Annotated in this window: 13 protein-coding genes and 1 pseudogene; 2 read left to right on the forward strand and 12 right to left on the reverse strand. The window is 38.1% G+C overall.

What is annotated here, in order from left to right; all coding sequences use genetic code 11:
* Nucleotides 1-7: 7 nt before the first annotated feature.
* From ATC1_RS04155 to ATC1_RS04210, 12 genes are all read right to left on the reverse strand, one after another.
* A complete protein-coding gene (locus tag ATC1_RS04155; RefSeq protein WP_062278652.1) occupies nucleotides 8-1,201 on the reverse strand; it encodes a MalY/PatB family protein in 1,194 nt (397 codons plus the stop codon).
* The gene (locus ATC1_RS04160; RefSeq protein WP_062278654.1) at nucleotides 1,194-3,323 is read right to left on the reverse strand and encodes an SUMF1/EgtB/PvdO family nonheme iron enzyme; all 2,130 of its coding nucleotides are present in this window, start codon (nucleotides 3,321-3,323) and stop codon (nucleotides 1,194-1,196) included. The genes ATC1_RS04155 and ATC1_RS04160 overlap by 8 nt, the downstream gene beginning before the upstream one ends.
* Entirely contained in the window at nucleotides 3,323-3,703 is a 381-nt protein-coding gene (locus ATC1_RS04165; protein WP_062278656.1) for a VOC family protein, read from the reverse strand. Before ATC1_RS04165 ends, ATC1_RS04160 begins: the two co-directional genes overlap by 1 nt.
* Before the next feature lie 20 nt (nucleotides 3,704-3,723).
* Entirely contained in the window at nucleotides 3,724-5,124 is a 1,401-nt protein-coding gene (locus ATC1_RS04170) for an ABC transporter substrate-binding protein (RefSeq protein ID WP_062278658.1), read from the reverse strand.
* Between the two features lie 221 nt (nucleotides 5,125-5,345).
* On the reverse strand, nucleotides 5,346-6,245 hold the full coding sequence (locus tag ATC1_RS04175) for an ABC transporter permease (protein ID WP_082174651.1): 900 nt from the start codon (nucleotides 6,243-6,245) through the stop codon (nucleotides 5,346-5,348).
* Nucleotides 6,246-6,264: 19 nt separating this feature from the next.
* A complete protein-coding gene (locus ATC1_RS04180) occupies nucleotides 6,265-7,269 on the reverse strand; it encodes an ABC transporter permease (RefSeq protein WP_062278659.1) in 1,005 nt (334 codons plus the stop codon).
* Nucleotides 7,270-7,354: 85 nt separating this feature from the next.
* On the reverse strand, nucleotides 7,355-8,932 hold the full coding sequence (locus ATC1_RS04185; RefSeq protein ID WP_062278661.1) for an ABC transporter substrate-binding protein: 1,578 nt from the start codon (nucleotides 8,930-8,932) through the stop codon (nucleotides 7,355-7,357).
* Nucleotides 8,933-9,509: 577 nt separating this feature from the next.
* Entirely contained in the window at nucleotides 9,510-10,682 is a 1,173-nt protein-coding gene (locus tag ATC1_RS04190) for a M24 family metallopeptidase (RefSeq protein WP_062278663.1), read from the reverse strand.
* Nucleotides 10,683-10,691: 9 nt separating this feature from the next.
* Nucleotides 10,692-11,852 carry a M24 family metallopeptidase gene (locus ATC1_RS04195; RefSeq protein WP_062278665.1) on the reverse strand — a complete coding sequence of 387 codons (1,161 nt, stop codon included), beginning with the start codon at nucleotides 11,850-11,852 and terminating at the stop codon, nucleotides 10,692-10,694.
* A gap of 8 nt (nucleotides 11,853-11,860) precedes the next feature.
* On the reverse strand, nucleotides 11,861-12,754 hold the full coding sequence (locus tag ATC1_RS04200; protein WP_062278667.1) for a PhzF family phenazine biosynthesis protein: 894 nt from the start codon (nucleotides 12,752-12,754) through the stop codon (nucleotides 11,861-11,863).
* Complete coding sequence (locus tag ATC1_RS04205; protein WP_062278669.1) at nucleotides 12,751-13,116, reverse strand: RidA family protein; 366 nt, start codon at nucleotides 13,114-13,116, stop codon at nucleotides 12,751-12,753. Before ATC1_RS04205 ends, ATC1_RS04200 begins: the two co-directional genes overlap by 4 nt.
* Nucleotides 13,117-13,125: 9 nt before the next feature.
* Entirely contained in the window at nucleotides 13,126-13,635 is a 510-nt protein-coding gene (locus ATC1_RS04210; RefSeq protein WP_062278671.1) for a PCC domain-containing protein, read from the reverse strand.
* A gap of 400 nt (nucleotides 13,636-14,035) precedes the next feature.
* Between ATC1_RS04210 and ATC1_RS04215 the strand changes: the two genes are divergently transcribed.
* Together ATC1_RS04215 and ATC1_RS14900 are read left to right on the forward strand one after the other, a co-directional pair.
* Complete coding sequence (locus ATC1_RS04215; RefSeq protein ID WP_062278673.1) at nucleotides 14,036-15,514, forward strand: aminotransferase-like domain-containing protein; 1,479 nt, start codon at nucleotides 14,036-14,038, stop codon at nucleotides 15,512-15,514.
* 561 nt (nucleotides 15,515-16,075) lie between these two features.
* Nucleotides 16,076-16,259, forward strand: a pseudogene (locus ATC1_RS14900) (hypothetical protein); the annotation flags it as partial.

Below are 16,259 nucleotides of genomic sequence, written 5' to 3' on the forward strand. Positions count from 1 at the left end.
TTCGTCCTTATTCCTTTGACACCTCTTGATAATTTTCAAGGGCTGATTTCATTCTTTCTAAAGCTAATTCGAGTGTTTTCCGTGAACATCCAAAATTCAGTCTGACGTAGGATTCATACTCCTTGCCAAATGTAGCTCCATCATTCAATGCAACTTTAGCATTTGTTAAGAAGAATTCGGATGGATTTTGGTTGATATTCAAACCTTGACAATTAAGCCATGCCAGAAATGTTCCTTCTGGTTTAATCGATTGAATACCATCAAAATCTTCAAGTTGCCGGAACAAATAATCCCTGTTTGATTGTAAATACGCAATGGTATCTTTCAACCAGGTGTCTCCATAACGGTAGGCAGCTTCGGTTGCAGTTAGTCCTAAGACATTAACACTATCGACTAAACCTTCTCCGCCGATATCGAAAGCATCTCGCAGATTGGGGTCAGGAATGATCGCATAGGAACATTTTAATCCTGCGATGTTATACGTTTTACTTGCTGCTGATAATGTAACGGTTCTTTTCGCAATTTCATCGCTTATTGAAGCTATCGGAATATGTTTGTGGTCATCAAAGAGAATATCTTTGTGGATTTCATCCGATATGATGATGAGATTATGCTTTAAACAGATTGCTGCAATTTTTTCAAGTTCAGGTCTTGTAAAAACCCTTCCGCTAGGATTTTGTGGATTGCAAAGTATAAAAAATTTTGTTCCAGGCAGAATCGATTCTTCAAATTTGTCAAAATCAATTTCGTATTTTGATGATGAACAAGATAAAGGTACCTGACAACATGAAATTTTACGATTTGATGCCGCATTTAAAATTGGGGGATATGCCGGAGTTTGAATTAAAACCGAATCTCCTGGTTTTGCTAATGCATCAATGATCTGGTTGAAACCGATTACCACTCCTGCCGTAAATTTAATCCATTCTGGCTGAATTTTCCATTGATATTTCGATTCCATATGGTCGCAAATAATTTGATAGAGTTCAGGTTTTGCGCGACCATAGCCAAAAACTCCGTGATCAATTCGTTGATGCAATGCTTTCATTATCTCAGGATCGCAGATACAATCCATATCTGCGATCCATAATGGTAGAACATCATCCTCATAAAACCGCCACTTATTACTTTCGCTTTCTTCTCTGCGATTGGGACAAAGATCAAAATTTTTATTTATGGTACTATTTTCGTTTTTATTCATGGTATTGTTTCTCTGAGATAACGATTCGAAATCCATCTCCTCGCCAAAAGCCAATTGGTTCCAATCCTCCCCGGTACGTGCTGGTAGCATGATCTGCTGCACTTCCGAAAGAACCTCCGCGCATACAGCGTCGTATATTATTCGGTGCATTCTTTGAATTCTCGCGCCCGTCTTTGTCATTATATGGATAAGGGAAATCAGGTTTTTTGGGGTTATTGCCCCAAAGTGTCGAATTCCACTCCCAGACCAGACCGTTCATATCAAGACAACCAAATTGGCTGCAATTTTCAGGAAATATTCCAACCGTGCATGGTTCATTTAATCCAAGTTCTTGGCTGTTGCAGCAATTATCTTTCCATCCATAACCCCAAGAATATAGGAGTTCATTGTTTGAAGAATCAAGACTCCCTCGAGAGGCGTATTCCCATTCCGCTTCTGTTGGAAGTCTGACAAATTCTTTTGAAGAAATGACTCCTTCTTTTCGCCATTTTTCTGTCAACCATTCGCAGTAGGCTACTGCATCAAACCATGTCAAACTTGTTGCCGGGTAATTCCTTTTTTCAGGATCGTCTCTTTCCGGCGAATTCCACTCTCTGTTCGTCTCTTTCACGAACAGCAAATAATCTTTGTTCACAACGGGAAATTTACAGATCTTATAGGATTGAAGATGAACTTGATGGACAGGCATGTTATTTTCAAGAATATGATCACCCATCGTAAATGAGTTTTCAGGAATTATGGCAAACTCTTGAAAATCTCTGTCATCACCCATCCAGGAAAGAAGACGGCCGGCAGTAATTCTGTCATATGGCGTAAGCCAGCCTTTTGTAATAATAGCTGTAAGCCAATCCTTAATTCTTTTGCTGCTCTTGTCTTGAATGAACATTTTATTTAGAAAAGCTTCAAATAGAAGATTTGCGGAAAGAATAGCTGAAAGGGATAAGCTTTTATTATTTTCTGAAGGATCTTCAGATGGACATAATTCTGACGATAATGTTTGAAATTTATCTGGATCTTGTTCGCTAATCACTAAATGCAGGATTCGAGACAATGACCAGGCTCTATTTTGATTATGTCCGATCAGATTATTGAAATGTGTGGAAAAATCATCACCAAGACAATATTGACACGCAAAGTATTCCAGTAAAATCGTATGATCGAGTATAGTGTGATATTTCGATACAATGTTTATTTCAATTTTCTGATCACATAATTTTTTATAAGCGCTGCTTTTTAACTGATCCGCATCGAAATTTTCCTGCTGCAGCAAAAATCTGACAACTTCACTATAAAAACTCTGTACCGTTGTCGGTTTTTTCCCGATTTTTATCCACCATGAGAGGTTTTGTGTGATTTCTAAAAGATTGCCTAATGAGCCGACAGGTTCGGAAAGTCGATTTTCGATCTCAGAACATGAGAGGTCCGGATTGATGTTTCTGAAAAGGCGCTTTTTTTGAGAATATGTAAATGGTTTTATCGAATAACATTTGAATCCTTTCAGTTTCGGACTTAATCGATCGAGCATGTCATTCTGTCCGACGATGACCGCATAGGTTTCAGGATTCTTTTCAAAAAAGCTTTGTAATTCTGTTGAGATCCATTGCCAGTCTTCGTTTTGTAATTCATCGATCCCATCAATAAGTACTAATTGCGCTTCATTAATTTCTTCAGGAAGATTATGAATGCTGTCTTTGTTGTGTGCCCAAATATTCAATTCGAATATGAATGGTTTCAAGACACCAGCATCCCAATTTTGCTTTTCAGGAAGGCTATCGGTTTCCGTTCTTTCAATAGATTCCGTAATTCGGTCTACATTGAATTTTTTGTCTCCTGATACTTCCCCTGTCATGCATCGAGCAAGCATTTTGAGAAAAAAACTTTTCCCCATACCGGAAGGAGCTTTTAGAATAATCTGTTTATCGCGGCTTAACACTTCTAAAGCCGAAAAGTAATGAGATTCTTCTAAACCATTATCTGAGCTGCTTGCAACCCGCAGTCCATTGATCGCTGCATCCTCTTTTGTATAAGTTACCAATATTGGGACATATTCGTCGAAAACAGTGAGGGAATCCAGCGATATTTTATTTTGGCTTTTATTAATCAAAGAATATCCACTGTTCACTATTCAAACTCCCTCTGAATCTCATTGTCAATAAATCTTTGGATTTCAATGACATAGCCGCCCGGGTCCTTGAAAAAAGCGGATTCCGCACAAACACCCTTTGAAGGGCTTTTGATTTCTTTTACATTTTTCCCTTTGAGATATTCATACCATTCTGTAACGTTATCAACAATGATGGTCAACATGACAGCATTATCCGGCTGCGGACGCAGGCTCCCTTTATCTCCATCTACAATTCCAAAAAAGGATTTTCCGATTTGATAAATCTTCGCCATTTTTTGATCTTGAACAACTTTAAAATTGAAAATATTTTCATAAAATTCGCAAGCTGCTTTATAGTCTTCATAATAGAAAAATGTGATTTGAGAATAAATTTCCATGATTTTTTCCTCTTTTCAAATTACCAGGTACCCGGAAATCGAAGTAATCCTTCATGTGTAAGTTCGATATCATCAACTTCAGGTCGATTTGCATTTACAAATATCGGATGATAGAGGTACAGCCAGAAAGGATTTTGGTTTAAATATCGCAATGCATTCGCGTAACAGCGTTCTCTTGGAAGGACGTCATATTCTGCATGAGCTTCCCTGATGAGTGAATCCATTTTTTCATCTTTGATCCCTTGCCACCAAAGTCCTTTCTGTTCACTCGAAATCTTATCAGAGAGAATTCGATAACTACTGTGTGGTGAAGAATCAAATAAAGCAATATGGCCGGTTTTTTTTGCACCGACTTCACGGGCGTATTCAGGACGATCTTTCATAACATCAATTTTGGCGGGCAAGCCAATTTTTGATAATTGCTCAACAATATATGTGGAAGTTTCAACAGCGCGATCTGGCATGAAGGTGGGAGTTCGAAATACTAACTCCGACGGTAAGTCAACTTTCGAGAAAATTGCTTTGGCACGATCAGGATCATAAGGAATTGGTTGTAATGTGCTCTCAAAACCGCAATGAAAAGGACTGACAACTGTTGATGCCGGAACAGCCAAATCGTGCAGAACCTCGTGAATGAGTCCTTTTACATCAACTGCAAGATTGATTGCCAATCGGGCTTCCGGATTATTAAAAGGAGCTTCGAAACCGTTTAAAAATCCGATCACTGATAGTGTATTAATGCTTTTGTGCCATTTAAAATCCGGATTTTCTTCTGGTCTATCCTTAAGTTGATCCAAATTCATCGCTAAATGGATCTGTCCGGTCTTCAGCATTTCATATCGATCTTCTGCATCTGGAATAATACGGAATTCAATTTTTTGATACATTAAATCTGAAGAATATTTTTTTTGTTTTTGTAATATGATCTTTTGATTTGGTTCATAATTGGATAACTCATAAGGTCCTGTTCCAATTAATTGTTCTGTATTATGATCAAATTTGCGAATAAAAATTTCACTTAAAAAATCAGCTATGTCACCATTCGGATATTCCGATAAGACTTCAAGCGTATTGGAATTAAGAATATTAAATTCGAGTCCGGATAAATAACGCGAAAATGGTCCTGGCATTCCAAATGAATCTCTTGCATTTCGCATTTCTTCAAAGGATCTGACCACATCTTCCATTGTGCAAACTGAACCGTCATGGAAAGTAATGTCGGGACGAAGAGAAAAAATCCATTTGCGTCCGTTATCAAATATCTGCCAGCTTTGCGCTAACGCAGGAAAAATTCTTCCGTTTCGAGCTCGAACTAATGGCTCATAAATCAGATTTTGAACACTTAGGACATCCCATGCATCTGTTGTTTGACCGATTGGTAACATTCGACATTTCGATAATCCAACAATTATTTCTTTCATTATGTTTTCCGTCAAGCTAATATTTATCTATCCAGCAATTCGAAATAAGGAGAGAATTAATTATTATTGGGTTGCAATCGTGCTTTGCGCAAAAACCTCACAACAATAACAACTTTTTCACTTTTCTCAAAAGGCTTTTCCAAATTTCGAATACCTGTTATTTGTCTAAAGGATCTTCTTATCGATAAGTGTATTGATAATGGAATTCTTCTGAACTTTGGTTAATTTCCCTTACGAGCTCTGGGATTATTCCAATCAGCCAAAGAATCACCGATCAGATTGAAGGCAAGAACTGAAAGCAGGATTATGCCTCCTGGAAATAAGGCGACCCAAGGTGACTCTCTTAAAAATTGCGATGCGGCAGATACATCCACTCCCCATTCAGGAGTTGGTGGTTGCGCACCAAGTCCAAGGAAACCCAGGCTGGCGGTTTGCAAAATCGCACTGCCAAAATTCAAACTAGCCTGGACAAACAAAGGTCCGAGACAGTTAGGTAAAATGTGTTTCCAAAGCATCCTGAATGTATTCACTCCTATGGATTCAGCAGCTTCGATATAAAGAAGACCTCTAATACCAATCGCGAGTCCTCGAGATATGCGGGCGAACTGAGGAATCATCGTGAATATGACTGCGATCATTGCATTTCGTAAACTGGGACCTAAAACTGCTGTAAATGTAATTGCTAAAACTAACGTAGGAAATGATAGTAATGCGTCAACAATGCGCATTAGTACATTATCAACCCATCCTCCGATAAATCCTGAGAATATACCGATTGATACGCCTATGGAGAATGACACAGCAATTACAATTAAACCAATTAGGAGCGTATTTCTGCCTCCATATAAGATTCGGGCAAAAATATCTCTCCCCAACTGATCTGTGCCAAAAAGATGTTCTGCATTAGGAGCTATAAGTTTTTCGCGTATAGCGATTGAAGTCGGAGAAAAAGATGTCAACTGAGGAGCAAAAACGCAACAAAATATGATAATACAAAGAAGTACCAAACCGAGAATTGCTAACGGATTCCTTTTTAAGAAATACGTAATGGTTCCCAATGTCTCAGAAAATTGGCTTTTTTGCTTTGCTTGAAATGATTGATTATTCTTTAAATTCTTCATACGATTAATACCTCGTTTATCACTTTACCCGTATACGCGGATCTAATGTTCCATAGAGAAGATCAACGAGAAATGAAGACACCATATATACAACTGCGAAAAATAAAGTGGCTCCCTGTACAACAGGATAATCTCTGACACTGATTGCTTCGAACATAAATCGTCCGATTCCTGGCCAGGAAAAAACAGTTTCTGTAAGAATTGATCCGCTAAGTAATTCTGCAAATTTCAATCCCATAACTGTTATTACTGGCAAAATTGCATTTCTAATTTCATGGCGAAAAATGATGCTAAGTTTATGCAGCCCTTTTCCATTTGCAGTTCGTATATAATCGGAATTAATGACTTCCAGCATATTACTTCGTAAAAATCTGGCGATTGTCGCCCCATAAAATGCAGCTAATACCGAAGCGGGCAAAATAACATGCTGGAAGGCATTCCAGGCAACAGAAAAATTTCCTGCGAAAAGATTTCCCAGAATTAGAAATCCACCTGTTGAGGATGCTCCACTATAGACATCAACTCGTCCTGAAATGGGAAACCACCCAAGATTAAGTGAAAAAATGATCTGTAATATCAATGCGAGCCAAAATGCAGGTGTTGAAACTCCAATGAGAGAAAAAATCCTAGTTATTTGATCAAACAGGCTGTTGGGAAAGAGAGAAGAAATTATGCCAATCGGAATTCCAATAATAATTGCTAATAAGGCTGCGAAAATGGATAATTCAATTGTTGCAGGCAATCTGCTCAGGAGTTCTTGCATGACCGGCTTTTTTGTCCTTAATGAATCCCCCAAATCGCCTTGGAATAAACCGGAAACATACGATAGGAATTGTTTACTTACTGGCTCATTTAAATCTAATTGTTCACGCAAAAATTCGATTTGTGAATTCGTTGCTCCAGCTCCAAGTAATGCAACTGCTGGATCTCCCGGAATAAATCGAACCAACCCAAAAATAATTATTAACACCAGTAATAGCGCAGGAATACTATATAATAGACGTTTAACAGTAAACTCAAACATATTTCACCTTTCATTAGCCTGTTCATCCAGTGCGCAAGACTGAATGAACAGGCACATTGAAATATTAAATTTCTTTTTTTACTTGCTACTTTGCTTCTTTATACACACTCCAATATTCATTTAGTGGTGGTGCACTGTTTATTACTAAACCTTTAACTTCTGCACGTTTGAAGATAATCACATTGGGGCTAAACAGATATAAACCTGGAACCCAATTTACTAGCTCTTTCTGAATTTCAGAATAAATAGCCTTTCTTTCGTTCTGGTCAGTTGCTGTTTGAGCATTTAATATTTTTTGGTCCAAGTCTGCATTGAAAGGCATTCTAAGTGTCATTGCAGTATCTGCTAAGGATGACAGATAATCAATTGTGATATGAGCTTCCGGATCGTTGTACCAGGGTTGTCTTCCACCTAAATAGATATCAAAATTTCCGGAAACAACAATATCGCGAAATGCAGGGAATTCCATTTGAATCACTTCAACGTTGATTCCTACTTTAGAAAAATTATCCTGAAGATAGGTTGCAACCATTCCCCAAAGAGTCCCTTGGAATGTATACAACTTAAAGTTCAGATCACCTTCGTTATATCCAGCTTCTTTTAATAACGCAATTGCTTTTTCCGGATCGTATGTATAAGGTGAATTCTCTAAAATTGCCGGATCAAATGCCCAGTTATTGGATGTTAAAGGACCCATTACACGTGATGCAGTTCCACCGAGTAGATAGTCAACGATTCCGTCGTAATCAACTGCATATGCCATAGCCTGTCTGACTTTCAAATCCTTTACCGGACTCGTTGTGCTGTTATTATTGAAAGCTAATTCCCGGATGATTTGGCTGTTCAAAGAGATCACTTCAATATCAGGATTTGTTTCAAATGCTTTAATGTCTTCGACTGGCAAAGAATACAACTGTCCGTTTTGTTGGCTGATATCGACAGAACCATTTTCAAGTTCCAACCGTCGCGTTGAAGCATCTGGAATAATTCGGTAAATAATCTTTTCAATCTTTGGAGCCCCTCTCCAATAGTCATGATTTGCTGTTAACACGACTTCTGTGTCAGGTGTCCAACTTTCGAAGATATAAGGACCAGAACCAACAGGTTTATTTGCGAAGTCTTCTCCTAAACTCTCAGCACTTGATGGACTGACAATCGCTGCTTCCGGCATGGCGAGCCAAGATAAAAACACAGAAATTGGTTGATCAAGAGTGATTTTTAAAGTTAATGTATCAACAGCTTCCATGGATGAAATGTATCCAAAATATCGATTCATATAGGAACTTTGATCTTTTGTCCGTTGAAGTGCTGATTTTATTGCCTCGGCATTGACTTCTGAACCATCATGAAACTTTACATTCGGACGAATTTGGAACGTATAAATTGTTCCATCTTCCGAAATTTCCCAACTTTCAGCTAAACGCCCTTCCAACTCGGAAAAGTCAGGAGATTTCCATGCTACTAAAGTATCAAAAATATTAATGATAATTTCGCTTCCAACAGGATATGCTTTACTAAGCGCAGGATCGATACAACTTGGATCTGAATCTGCAGCGATGACTAAAGTTTTTTCCCAATCAGAATCGGCTGAAACGGTTACCAATGTACTGAAAATTACCAAAATCAGTACAAATGAAAACAAGAAACAAAATTTACCTTTCATTTTCCCTCCAAATTTCAATTAAAATGTCTGTTATTCAAATAAATAAATCACTGATTTATTGAGTAACCTAAATAATGGGTAAAATAATTTAACGAAAAATAACATGATGCAGATCTTAATCTTGTAATTTCAAATATCCAATCGAATCCATTTTCAGGCAGTCATTTTAATTTTGACAATAAACTGGAAATTACAATTTTGACTTTATCAAAGGTTATAATCTAAAGACAAACCGACAATCTGTTTTCCCAATTAACTATTTTTAGTATATTTGATTCTTTCTATAGTGATAGATACAAAAATCCACTTTTTTTTGAAGTACAATTCAATCCGCTGATGGCTATTACTCGAAATATGGAAGAATTGATGGATGGTATGTTTCTTTCTGTTACGTTTAGAAACAACATAATAGTTGGTTTTCTCTCTTTTCTTAGAAGTTTTTCCAGGTTTTGAATTATTATCTTCTGGTAAAAAACAGTAACCGCTCATTATGAATGAGCGGTTACTGTTTTTTATAGAAATGCAATCTCTTGTTGGAGGATGTATTGTTTAATGAGTCCTTACATATGACCGTTTCTTAGAATGTATAGGCTGTTGTATAGGGGGCATTCCAATTTTCATACCAACCAATAATTTCACATCCTTCTGGTGTAATAAAAATTGTATCTTTCGAAGTAATGATTTCTCCATGGATATACCGGGCGGACAACTGCAGCACTACGGACATGTTCTCTGCCAGAACGGTCGGATCACTAGCGGAAATATAAGGCGATTCGACAGGTTCCAATCCAATGCCATGACCAAAGCCAAATTCTTTGATCATATCCAGACCCAATTCATTGGCTTTATTGAGGATTGATGTGTAAATTTCATTCGCTGCGATTCCCGGTCGAATGATTGAACATGCAAAGCTGCGGAGATCAGCAATTTTTGCGAAAAACTCGTCCTGGACGTTATTCAGCTTGCCTTTTAAGAGTGTTCTTGCATCATTAGCCCAGTAATTATTAACCATTCCGCACATTTCTAATCGCAGCAATTCACCTTCCCGATACTCAGTTTCATTACCGATCCCAAATTTTGGTGGATTTGCCCACAGTTTCTTGGATTTATCACCAGAAATTGCCTGCGAAACGGCATTGTATCCGCTGATATGCAAGCCGCGTTCCAATGAATGAACACGGATATCTTCTGTAAGGAATTTTTCTGTTTTTGATTGAATTGTTGCAATGTGGTGAATAGCTCCTGCGATACCATGATCGACGATTTCTGCCGCTTGTTTCAGATTGTTCAGTTCTGTCTCATTCTTAATCTGGCGTAAATCGGTTATGAAATTCACTGAATCAGAAAAATGAACGGATGGTAGCGCTTCGGTCAATCGGTCGAATACCTTTTGGGACAGATAAGTTCCTTCAAAGCCAAGATTTGATCCTGCACGAAAAAAATATCGAATTTCTTCAATTAGGATATCGGTTGCCTTCTGGATGGGATCCAGACAAGATTCATAAACAATGATGTTGTCATTCCATCCCTCGTTTGAAAAGCTGGAGGATAGCGATTTTGGGCAAATCAGTACTTTTCTCTCATGGCTCCATAATACGTACACACAGTAATTCTTCATCGTCTGAAGAAACATCATACGAATGCCTGTAATCATGGTAAGGTTTACAGGATCGGAAATGATCAATCCATCAAAATTCGATTGCTGTGCGAATGATGTTTGAAATTTATTAATTAGGTTTCTTTTCCACATAGGTTTGCCTTAGTGATTTGATCTGCAACCGTCGATACGATATAAATGATTCCATTCTTTGAAATCACTCAGTTTCCGGTATCCGCGATTCGTAATTTCGTAAGTCTCAGTGGAGTGTATGATGGCACCTTGCGGTCCATATGTTTTAATCTTTAGCACAATCACCATTCCTTTTTCAAAACTGTCAGGATTATCGATTGTGATAAATGGCCATTCTGCCTCTGAGAGTCCCAATCCATGTCCGAAACATGTCTCATCATATAATGAAATTCGAGATGAATCTGCTTTTTCTTTGATCAGTTTACAAAAATCACCAATCACAATTCCAGGTTTTAATAAACTTTGAGCGTAGATAATCAGGGATTGATTTGCCTCAAACGCATCTTCACTCTCTTTGTCCGGTTTTCCAATATAGAACATTCTGCTGCAGGCGTTCCAATATCCCAGATATTCACTGGTGTAATCGATCCGAATAAGGTTGTCTTGATTGACAAATGAAAAATCCTGAATTGGGGTAATTTCTGCTTTACCCTCAGCGCCTTGAGAAATATTCAGATGACCGATGCCACAGGTTCCAAATTCAATGGCATGCACACGAACGCGTTCAAGAAATTCGGAAAGCGTGTAATAAGACGACATCGTCGTCCCTTCCACATGATTCAGCGCGCCAATCATTCCTCGGTCTGCAATTTGTGCGGATTGGTGCAAGAATCGGATTTCCTGTTCGCTTTTAATCATGCGGTTTCGCCATAAAAGCTCATCACAATCCTGCCACTTCAGATGGTTCAATTTTGCAGATAACTGTTTGATTTCATTAACCGTCCAGGCGGGAAAATCCAGTGCCAGATTCTCTGTATCAATTTTCATGTCGGTTACACTTTTTATGACTGCGTCACAAAAAGCCTGATCCGGAGATCCCTGATTTAAGTTATAGGAGACGATCGAATGATTCCATTTCTGATCTTTTGCCACATCCAGCCAATCAACGGGGACAATCAGGACAAATTCGTTTTTTTCAGGAATTCCAACCAACGCGGTCGAATAAGGCGAATTCTCAGGGTATGGGAATAGGACATTCGTCAGATAACTTACATGGGAAGGCTGTTTGATGATGTATCCCGAAACATGCTGTAATTTTTTTTCGATATTCAAGAAAACGTTTTGGTTCATACCATTTTTTAACCCACTTCAATGATCCCATCAATAACCTTGACTGCCGCTCCGCCAAGTTTTATCGATTTGATTTGATTTTTCTCCCGGACAATTTCTAATTTGCCAAAACCCGGGCGACCAATAAAATGTCCCTGTTCCACCGGAATTTCATCTTTCTCAGCGAGTCCATAGTGAGCCATATAAGATCCTGCGGCTCCTACAGCAGATCCGGTAAAGGGGTCTTCAGAAAAATTTAACGGATCACAAAGTCTGCCATGTAATCGCGTCTCTTCTGAAAAACCGTGTGTTGTAAACACATAAACTGCCGATACTCCAAATTTTTTTAATACCGCAGCCAGTTTGTCACGGTTCATTTCCAATTTGGCGATTTTTTTCAAATCCTTAATCGGCAACATCATAAAATTCGTTCCGGTACCAACAATTTGCGGTGGACAATCTGGAATCAGATCATCCGTTGATAAATCTTTAAAACAAGAAACCATGACTTCTGCAGTCTCTTTTTCTCCAAAGACTGGTTTTGATTGCGTCATGACAACGTGGTCAATTTTTCCATTGACAGCATGGATATCGACTGGCAGTACGCCGATATTAAATTCCAGCTGGATTGTTGATATCGGCTGATCTAAAGGAACCTTCCCTTCCAGTCCAAGCATAAAAGCTGTCGCTATCGTTGGATGACCGGCAAAACCAAGTTCTCCGCGCGGAGTAAAATAACGAACCCTGAAGTCGGCTTTATCCGACGGCAGGACAAAGCTGGTCTCGGATAAATTTGTTTCTTTCGCAATCGACTGCATTTGTTGATCGGATAAACCATCTGCGTCTGGAATAATTGCGCAAGGATTTCCTTCAAATGGATTCGTGCTGAATGCATCAATTACCACAATCCTTCTGATACTCATTGACATACCTCCGCAATAACGTCCATTTCGACCTTTGCTTCCGGATCCGGGAGGCCAATGACAGCAATACAAGTTCGTGCCGGGAAATGCTCTGAATCAAAATATTTCCGATATGCTTGATTCATGTCTGAAAAATAACGCATATCGGTCAGATAGATGTTGATCTTGAGACAATGATTCAAGGATGATCCTGCAGTTTCAAGCAGTCTCTTAAGATTTTTCAACAAGGTTTCTGTTTGTTCAGCGATGTCCGAGGACATGATACCTGTATTTTCATCCCGTCCGACAGCTCCTGAAATATAAATGGAGCTGTCTTTGATGGTGTATTTTGAAAATGGCAGGTTTGAAATTCCGTTTGACATGGTGATGGTTTACCTTGCTTTCCCAGTTTCAACATACCAGTTTTCTGGCGCATGAATATTTACATTATCCTCATGTTTACTGTCAATTCCTAAAATTTCGGTGATAAAAACTTCCAGATTTCCTTTAGCGATGGTTCCCTGGATTAAATGCCCTCCGGTGATCGGAGCATTCCAGGCTGCACCGACAATGTAATGAATAGCCGGGAAAGGTTCTTCTTTTCCGTCATCCAACTTACGAAGATGGATAAATCCGCTCATACTCAATAGCATTGTCAAATTTTGGACATCCATTGCTGTCTCGTGATGCCAATTATCAGGATCCTGAGAATCAGGGGTCCAAATCATCATGCGTGCTGGTTCAAAACCACCCATAAATGCAGTGTGAACTTGAGCAAACCGAATTTGATTATCCTTAGCGAATTGCTGGATGCTTTCATAAACGTCATTTCCGGTTGTAATTCTTAGGAGCCATTCTCTGCCCTTTGAACATTGTACAGCTTGATATTTAGAATTTACCATATGATCTCCTTTATTATTGATTAGTAATTTGGATTAATTTAAATTCTGAAAGAAGTATCAGCATTTTGAAATACAAGAAGGACTCTCTCAATTCGAAATATCAGTGAAAACTTCAAAATACTGAAAATGAACATAAAAATTTGCTGCAATTCAAAACATGAAAAGAATTCTTTGTTATTGCGTTGTTTTTACGCTCCGCGTAAAAACAACGCAATAACAAGTTTTCTCTTTTTCTCAAAAGGCTTTTCCTAATTTCGAATTATTGAGAAATCTATCCTTTGTTTCCAATCCATGTTTTTCTATTATAAGGATTCCATAACAAATAGACAGATACAGAATTTATTTTTTTTATAAGGTACAATTTATTTAAGGATATGATTCGTGACGATTGCAGGACAAAATGAGCGAACAAAATGAAAAAGACATAACTGTTCCGTTATATATTCATTTAGCAAACGACCTGAATGACCAAATAAACCATGGGTATTATCGCCCTGGTGATCGGCTCCCATCTGTCCGGAAAATGGCAGAAGTTCGCGGATTAAGTATTACGACGATTCTGAATGCTTATCAGGAATTGGAAAACCGTGATGTAATCACAGCTTTACCTCAATCCGGTTATTATGTTTCCTATAAAAAATTAAACAAACCATTAGGCGCGAAATTTGAAATTTCCCAACCAAAATTGGTTGATATTATTGATCTGGTGAAATTGGTACTGCATGATTCTTTAGATGAATCTTTAGAACAATTTGGCGCTGCTTTATCTCCTGAAGAAATTCTTCCGACTGATCAGCTGAATCGTATCTTAAAGAAAGTGTTGTCATCAAAGGATATCAAACAAAATGTAACCGGTTCTGCTGAAGGAACGCGTGTTTTAAGAGAACAAATTTCAAGACAGATGTTTTTATTGAATACAAATGTCTCGGTTGATGAAATCCTGATTACATCTGGATGCAATGAGGCTATTTTTCTGGCTTTGTCGTCGATTTGCAAACCGGGGGACGAGGTCGCTGTTGAATCTCCCTGTTATTTTGGGGTTTTACACATTCTCCAGGAACTGAAATTAAGAGTTATTGAAATTCCGTCCGATTCGTCTGTGGGAATTGATATTGAAAAACTGGAATTCGCACTGAATAATTTTCAAATTAAAGCTGTCTATTTAAATTCCAATTGTAACAATCCAATGGGTTGTAGTATCCCACAGGAACGCAAACGGAAAATTGTCGAACTTACTTCACGATTTGATGTTCCTGTCATCGAAGATGATTCGACTGGCGAACTTTTTTTTGGAAAGAATCGTCCGGATATTCTGAAGGCATATGATAAAAAAGGATTGGTGATTTACTGTTCATCTTTTTCAAAAATTTTATCCCCGACATATCGTGTCGGATGGATTCTTCCGGGGAAATATATTGATCAGGTTACACGATTGAAACAGGCAATTAATGTCGGAACAGCCACGCTTCAGCAAATTACGATTGCAGAATATCTCAGCTCAGGAAATTATGAACGGCATCTGCGGAAAGTCCGAGAGATTTATCAGCATCGGGTAAAACAAATGCGTTCTGATATTTTTGAAACTTTTCCACCAGAAACTTTTGTCAGCAATCCACAGGGTGGCTTCAATTTATGGATCCAGCTTCCGAAAACAGTTGATTCTTTTGATTTATATAATGAGTGTAAAAAACAGCATATTTCTCTGACTCCGGGGGCAATTTTTACGACCGACGGGAAATATGACAACTTTATCCGTTTAAGTGCTTCTTTTTACAACGATGATAAAAAGCATTTCATTAAAACCATGGGTGAATTGGTGGATCACTGCAGCCGGAAGGATGAAAATGGTAAAATCACGTTGGAAAAACTCATGAAATAATCATTTTGTAATTCGAAATCTGAATTGGACACTTGAATCATTCAATAAAATAGCTTTATTTTTTCGAATCGTTAGTAACTATTTGAAAATACGTTTAATAAAATCGACGAAATATTTTGGGTTGGTACTTTTTTTGGGAAACCCAAAGGAATCTAATAGCGTAAAAGAAAATATACTTTGAATTGTGCTCTTGATTATTAATTTAAACTGTATATTGATCAGCTTTTTCTCATCATATACAATCAAACTAAATCATTGGTAAAATAGTATTTGATAAAATGAAATTTTCTGAATGCTACCTATCTCAAAAGATGTTATCCGACAATGATGTACAAATGAATTGTACGCTTTCCCTGTTTAATTTATTAAGTACGAATAGCCGTCCTGCAATACAAATCCTCAGAATCCTTTCAAAACAATAACTCGTTAAAGAGAAATCTTCTAAGTGTTCACAGCCATTCCTGCAGACAGGAATTTTTTCTGTATGGTTTGCTGACTGTTTGAAAATGCTTTGAATTTATTGGTTCATTTTTCAGGAATAAATAAAAAAAAGGAGATTCTATGAAGAAATTGATGACGGGCAATGAAGCGCTTGCACGCGGGGCTTATGAAGCCGGAGTGAAAGCAGCAACCGGATATCCGGGTACACCCAGTTCGGAAATACTGGAGAACATTGTCCAATATAAAGAAATCTACGCGGAGTGGTCAACGAATGAAAAGACGGCCACAGAAGCAGCAATCGGGG

Source organism: Flexilinea flocculi (genome assembly GCF_001192795.1).
Lineage (GTDB): Bacteria > Chloroflexota > Anaerolineae > Anaerolineales > Anaerolineaceae > Flexilinea > Flexilinea flocculi.

What these genes read in the sequence shown, in the direction of transcription:
- ATC1_RS04190 (WP_062278663.1), bottom strand. Translation starts at nt 10,682, where the DNA reads ATGTGGAAAAGAAACCTAATTAATAAATTTCAAACATCATTCGCACAG.
- ATC1_RS04170 (WP_062278658.1), bottom strand. Translation starts at nt 5,124, where the DNA reads ATGAAAGAAATAATTGTTGGATTATCGAAATGTCGAATGTTACCAATC.
- ATC1_RS04195 (WP_062278665.1), bottom strand. Translation starts at nt 11,852, where the DNA reads ATGAACCAAAACGTTTTCTTGAATATCGAAAAAAAATTACAGCATGTT.
- ATC1_RS04185 (WP_062278661.1), bottom strand. Translation starts at nt 8,932, where the DNA reads ATGAAAGGTAAATTTTGTTTCTTGTTTTCATTTGTACTGATTTTGGTA.
- ATC1_RS04200 (WP_062278667.1), bottom strand. Translation starts at nt 12,754, where the DNA reads ATGAGTATCAGAAGGATTGTGGTAATTGATGCATTCAGCACGAATCCA.
- ATC1_RS04205 (WP_062278669.1), bottom strand. Translation starts at nt 13,116, where the DNA reads ATGTCAAACGGAATTTCAAACCTGCCATTTTCAAAATACACCATCAAA.
- ATC1_RS04175 (WP_082174651.1), bottom strand. Translation starts at nt 6,245, where the DNA reads ATGAAGAATTTAAAGAATAATCAATCATTTCAAGCAAAGCAAAAAAGC.
- ATC1_RS04215 (WP_062278673.1), top strand. Translation starts at nt 14,036, where the DNA reads ATGAGCGAACAAAATGAAAAAGACATAACTGTTCCGTTATATATTCAT.
- ATC1_RS04155 (WP_062278652.1), bottom strand. Translation starts at nt 1,201, where the DNA reads ATGAATAAAAACGAAAATAGTACCATAAATAAAAATTTTGATCTTTGT.
- ATC1_RS04180 (WP_062278659.1), bottom strand. Translation starts at nt 7,269, where the DNA reads ATGTTTGAGTTTACTGTTAAACGTCTATTATATAGTATTCCTGCGCTA.
- ATC1_RS04210 (WP_062278671.1), bottom strand. Translation starts at nt 13,635, where the DNA reads ATGGTAAATTCTAAATATCAAGCTGTACAATGTTCAAAGGGCAGAGAA.
- ATC1_RS04165 (WP_062278656.1), bottom strand. Translation starts at nt 3,703, where the DNA reads ATGGAAATTTATTCTCAAATCACATTTTTCTATTATGAAGACTATAAA.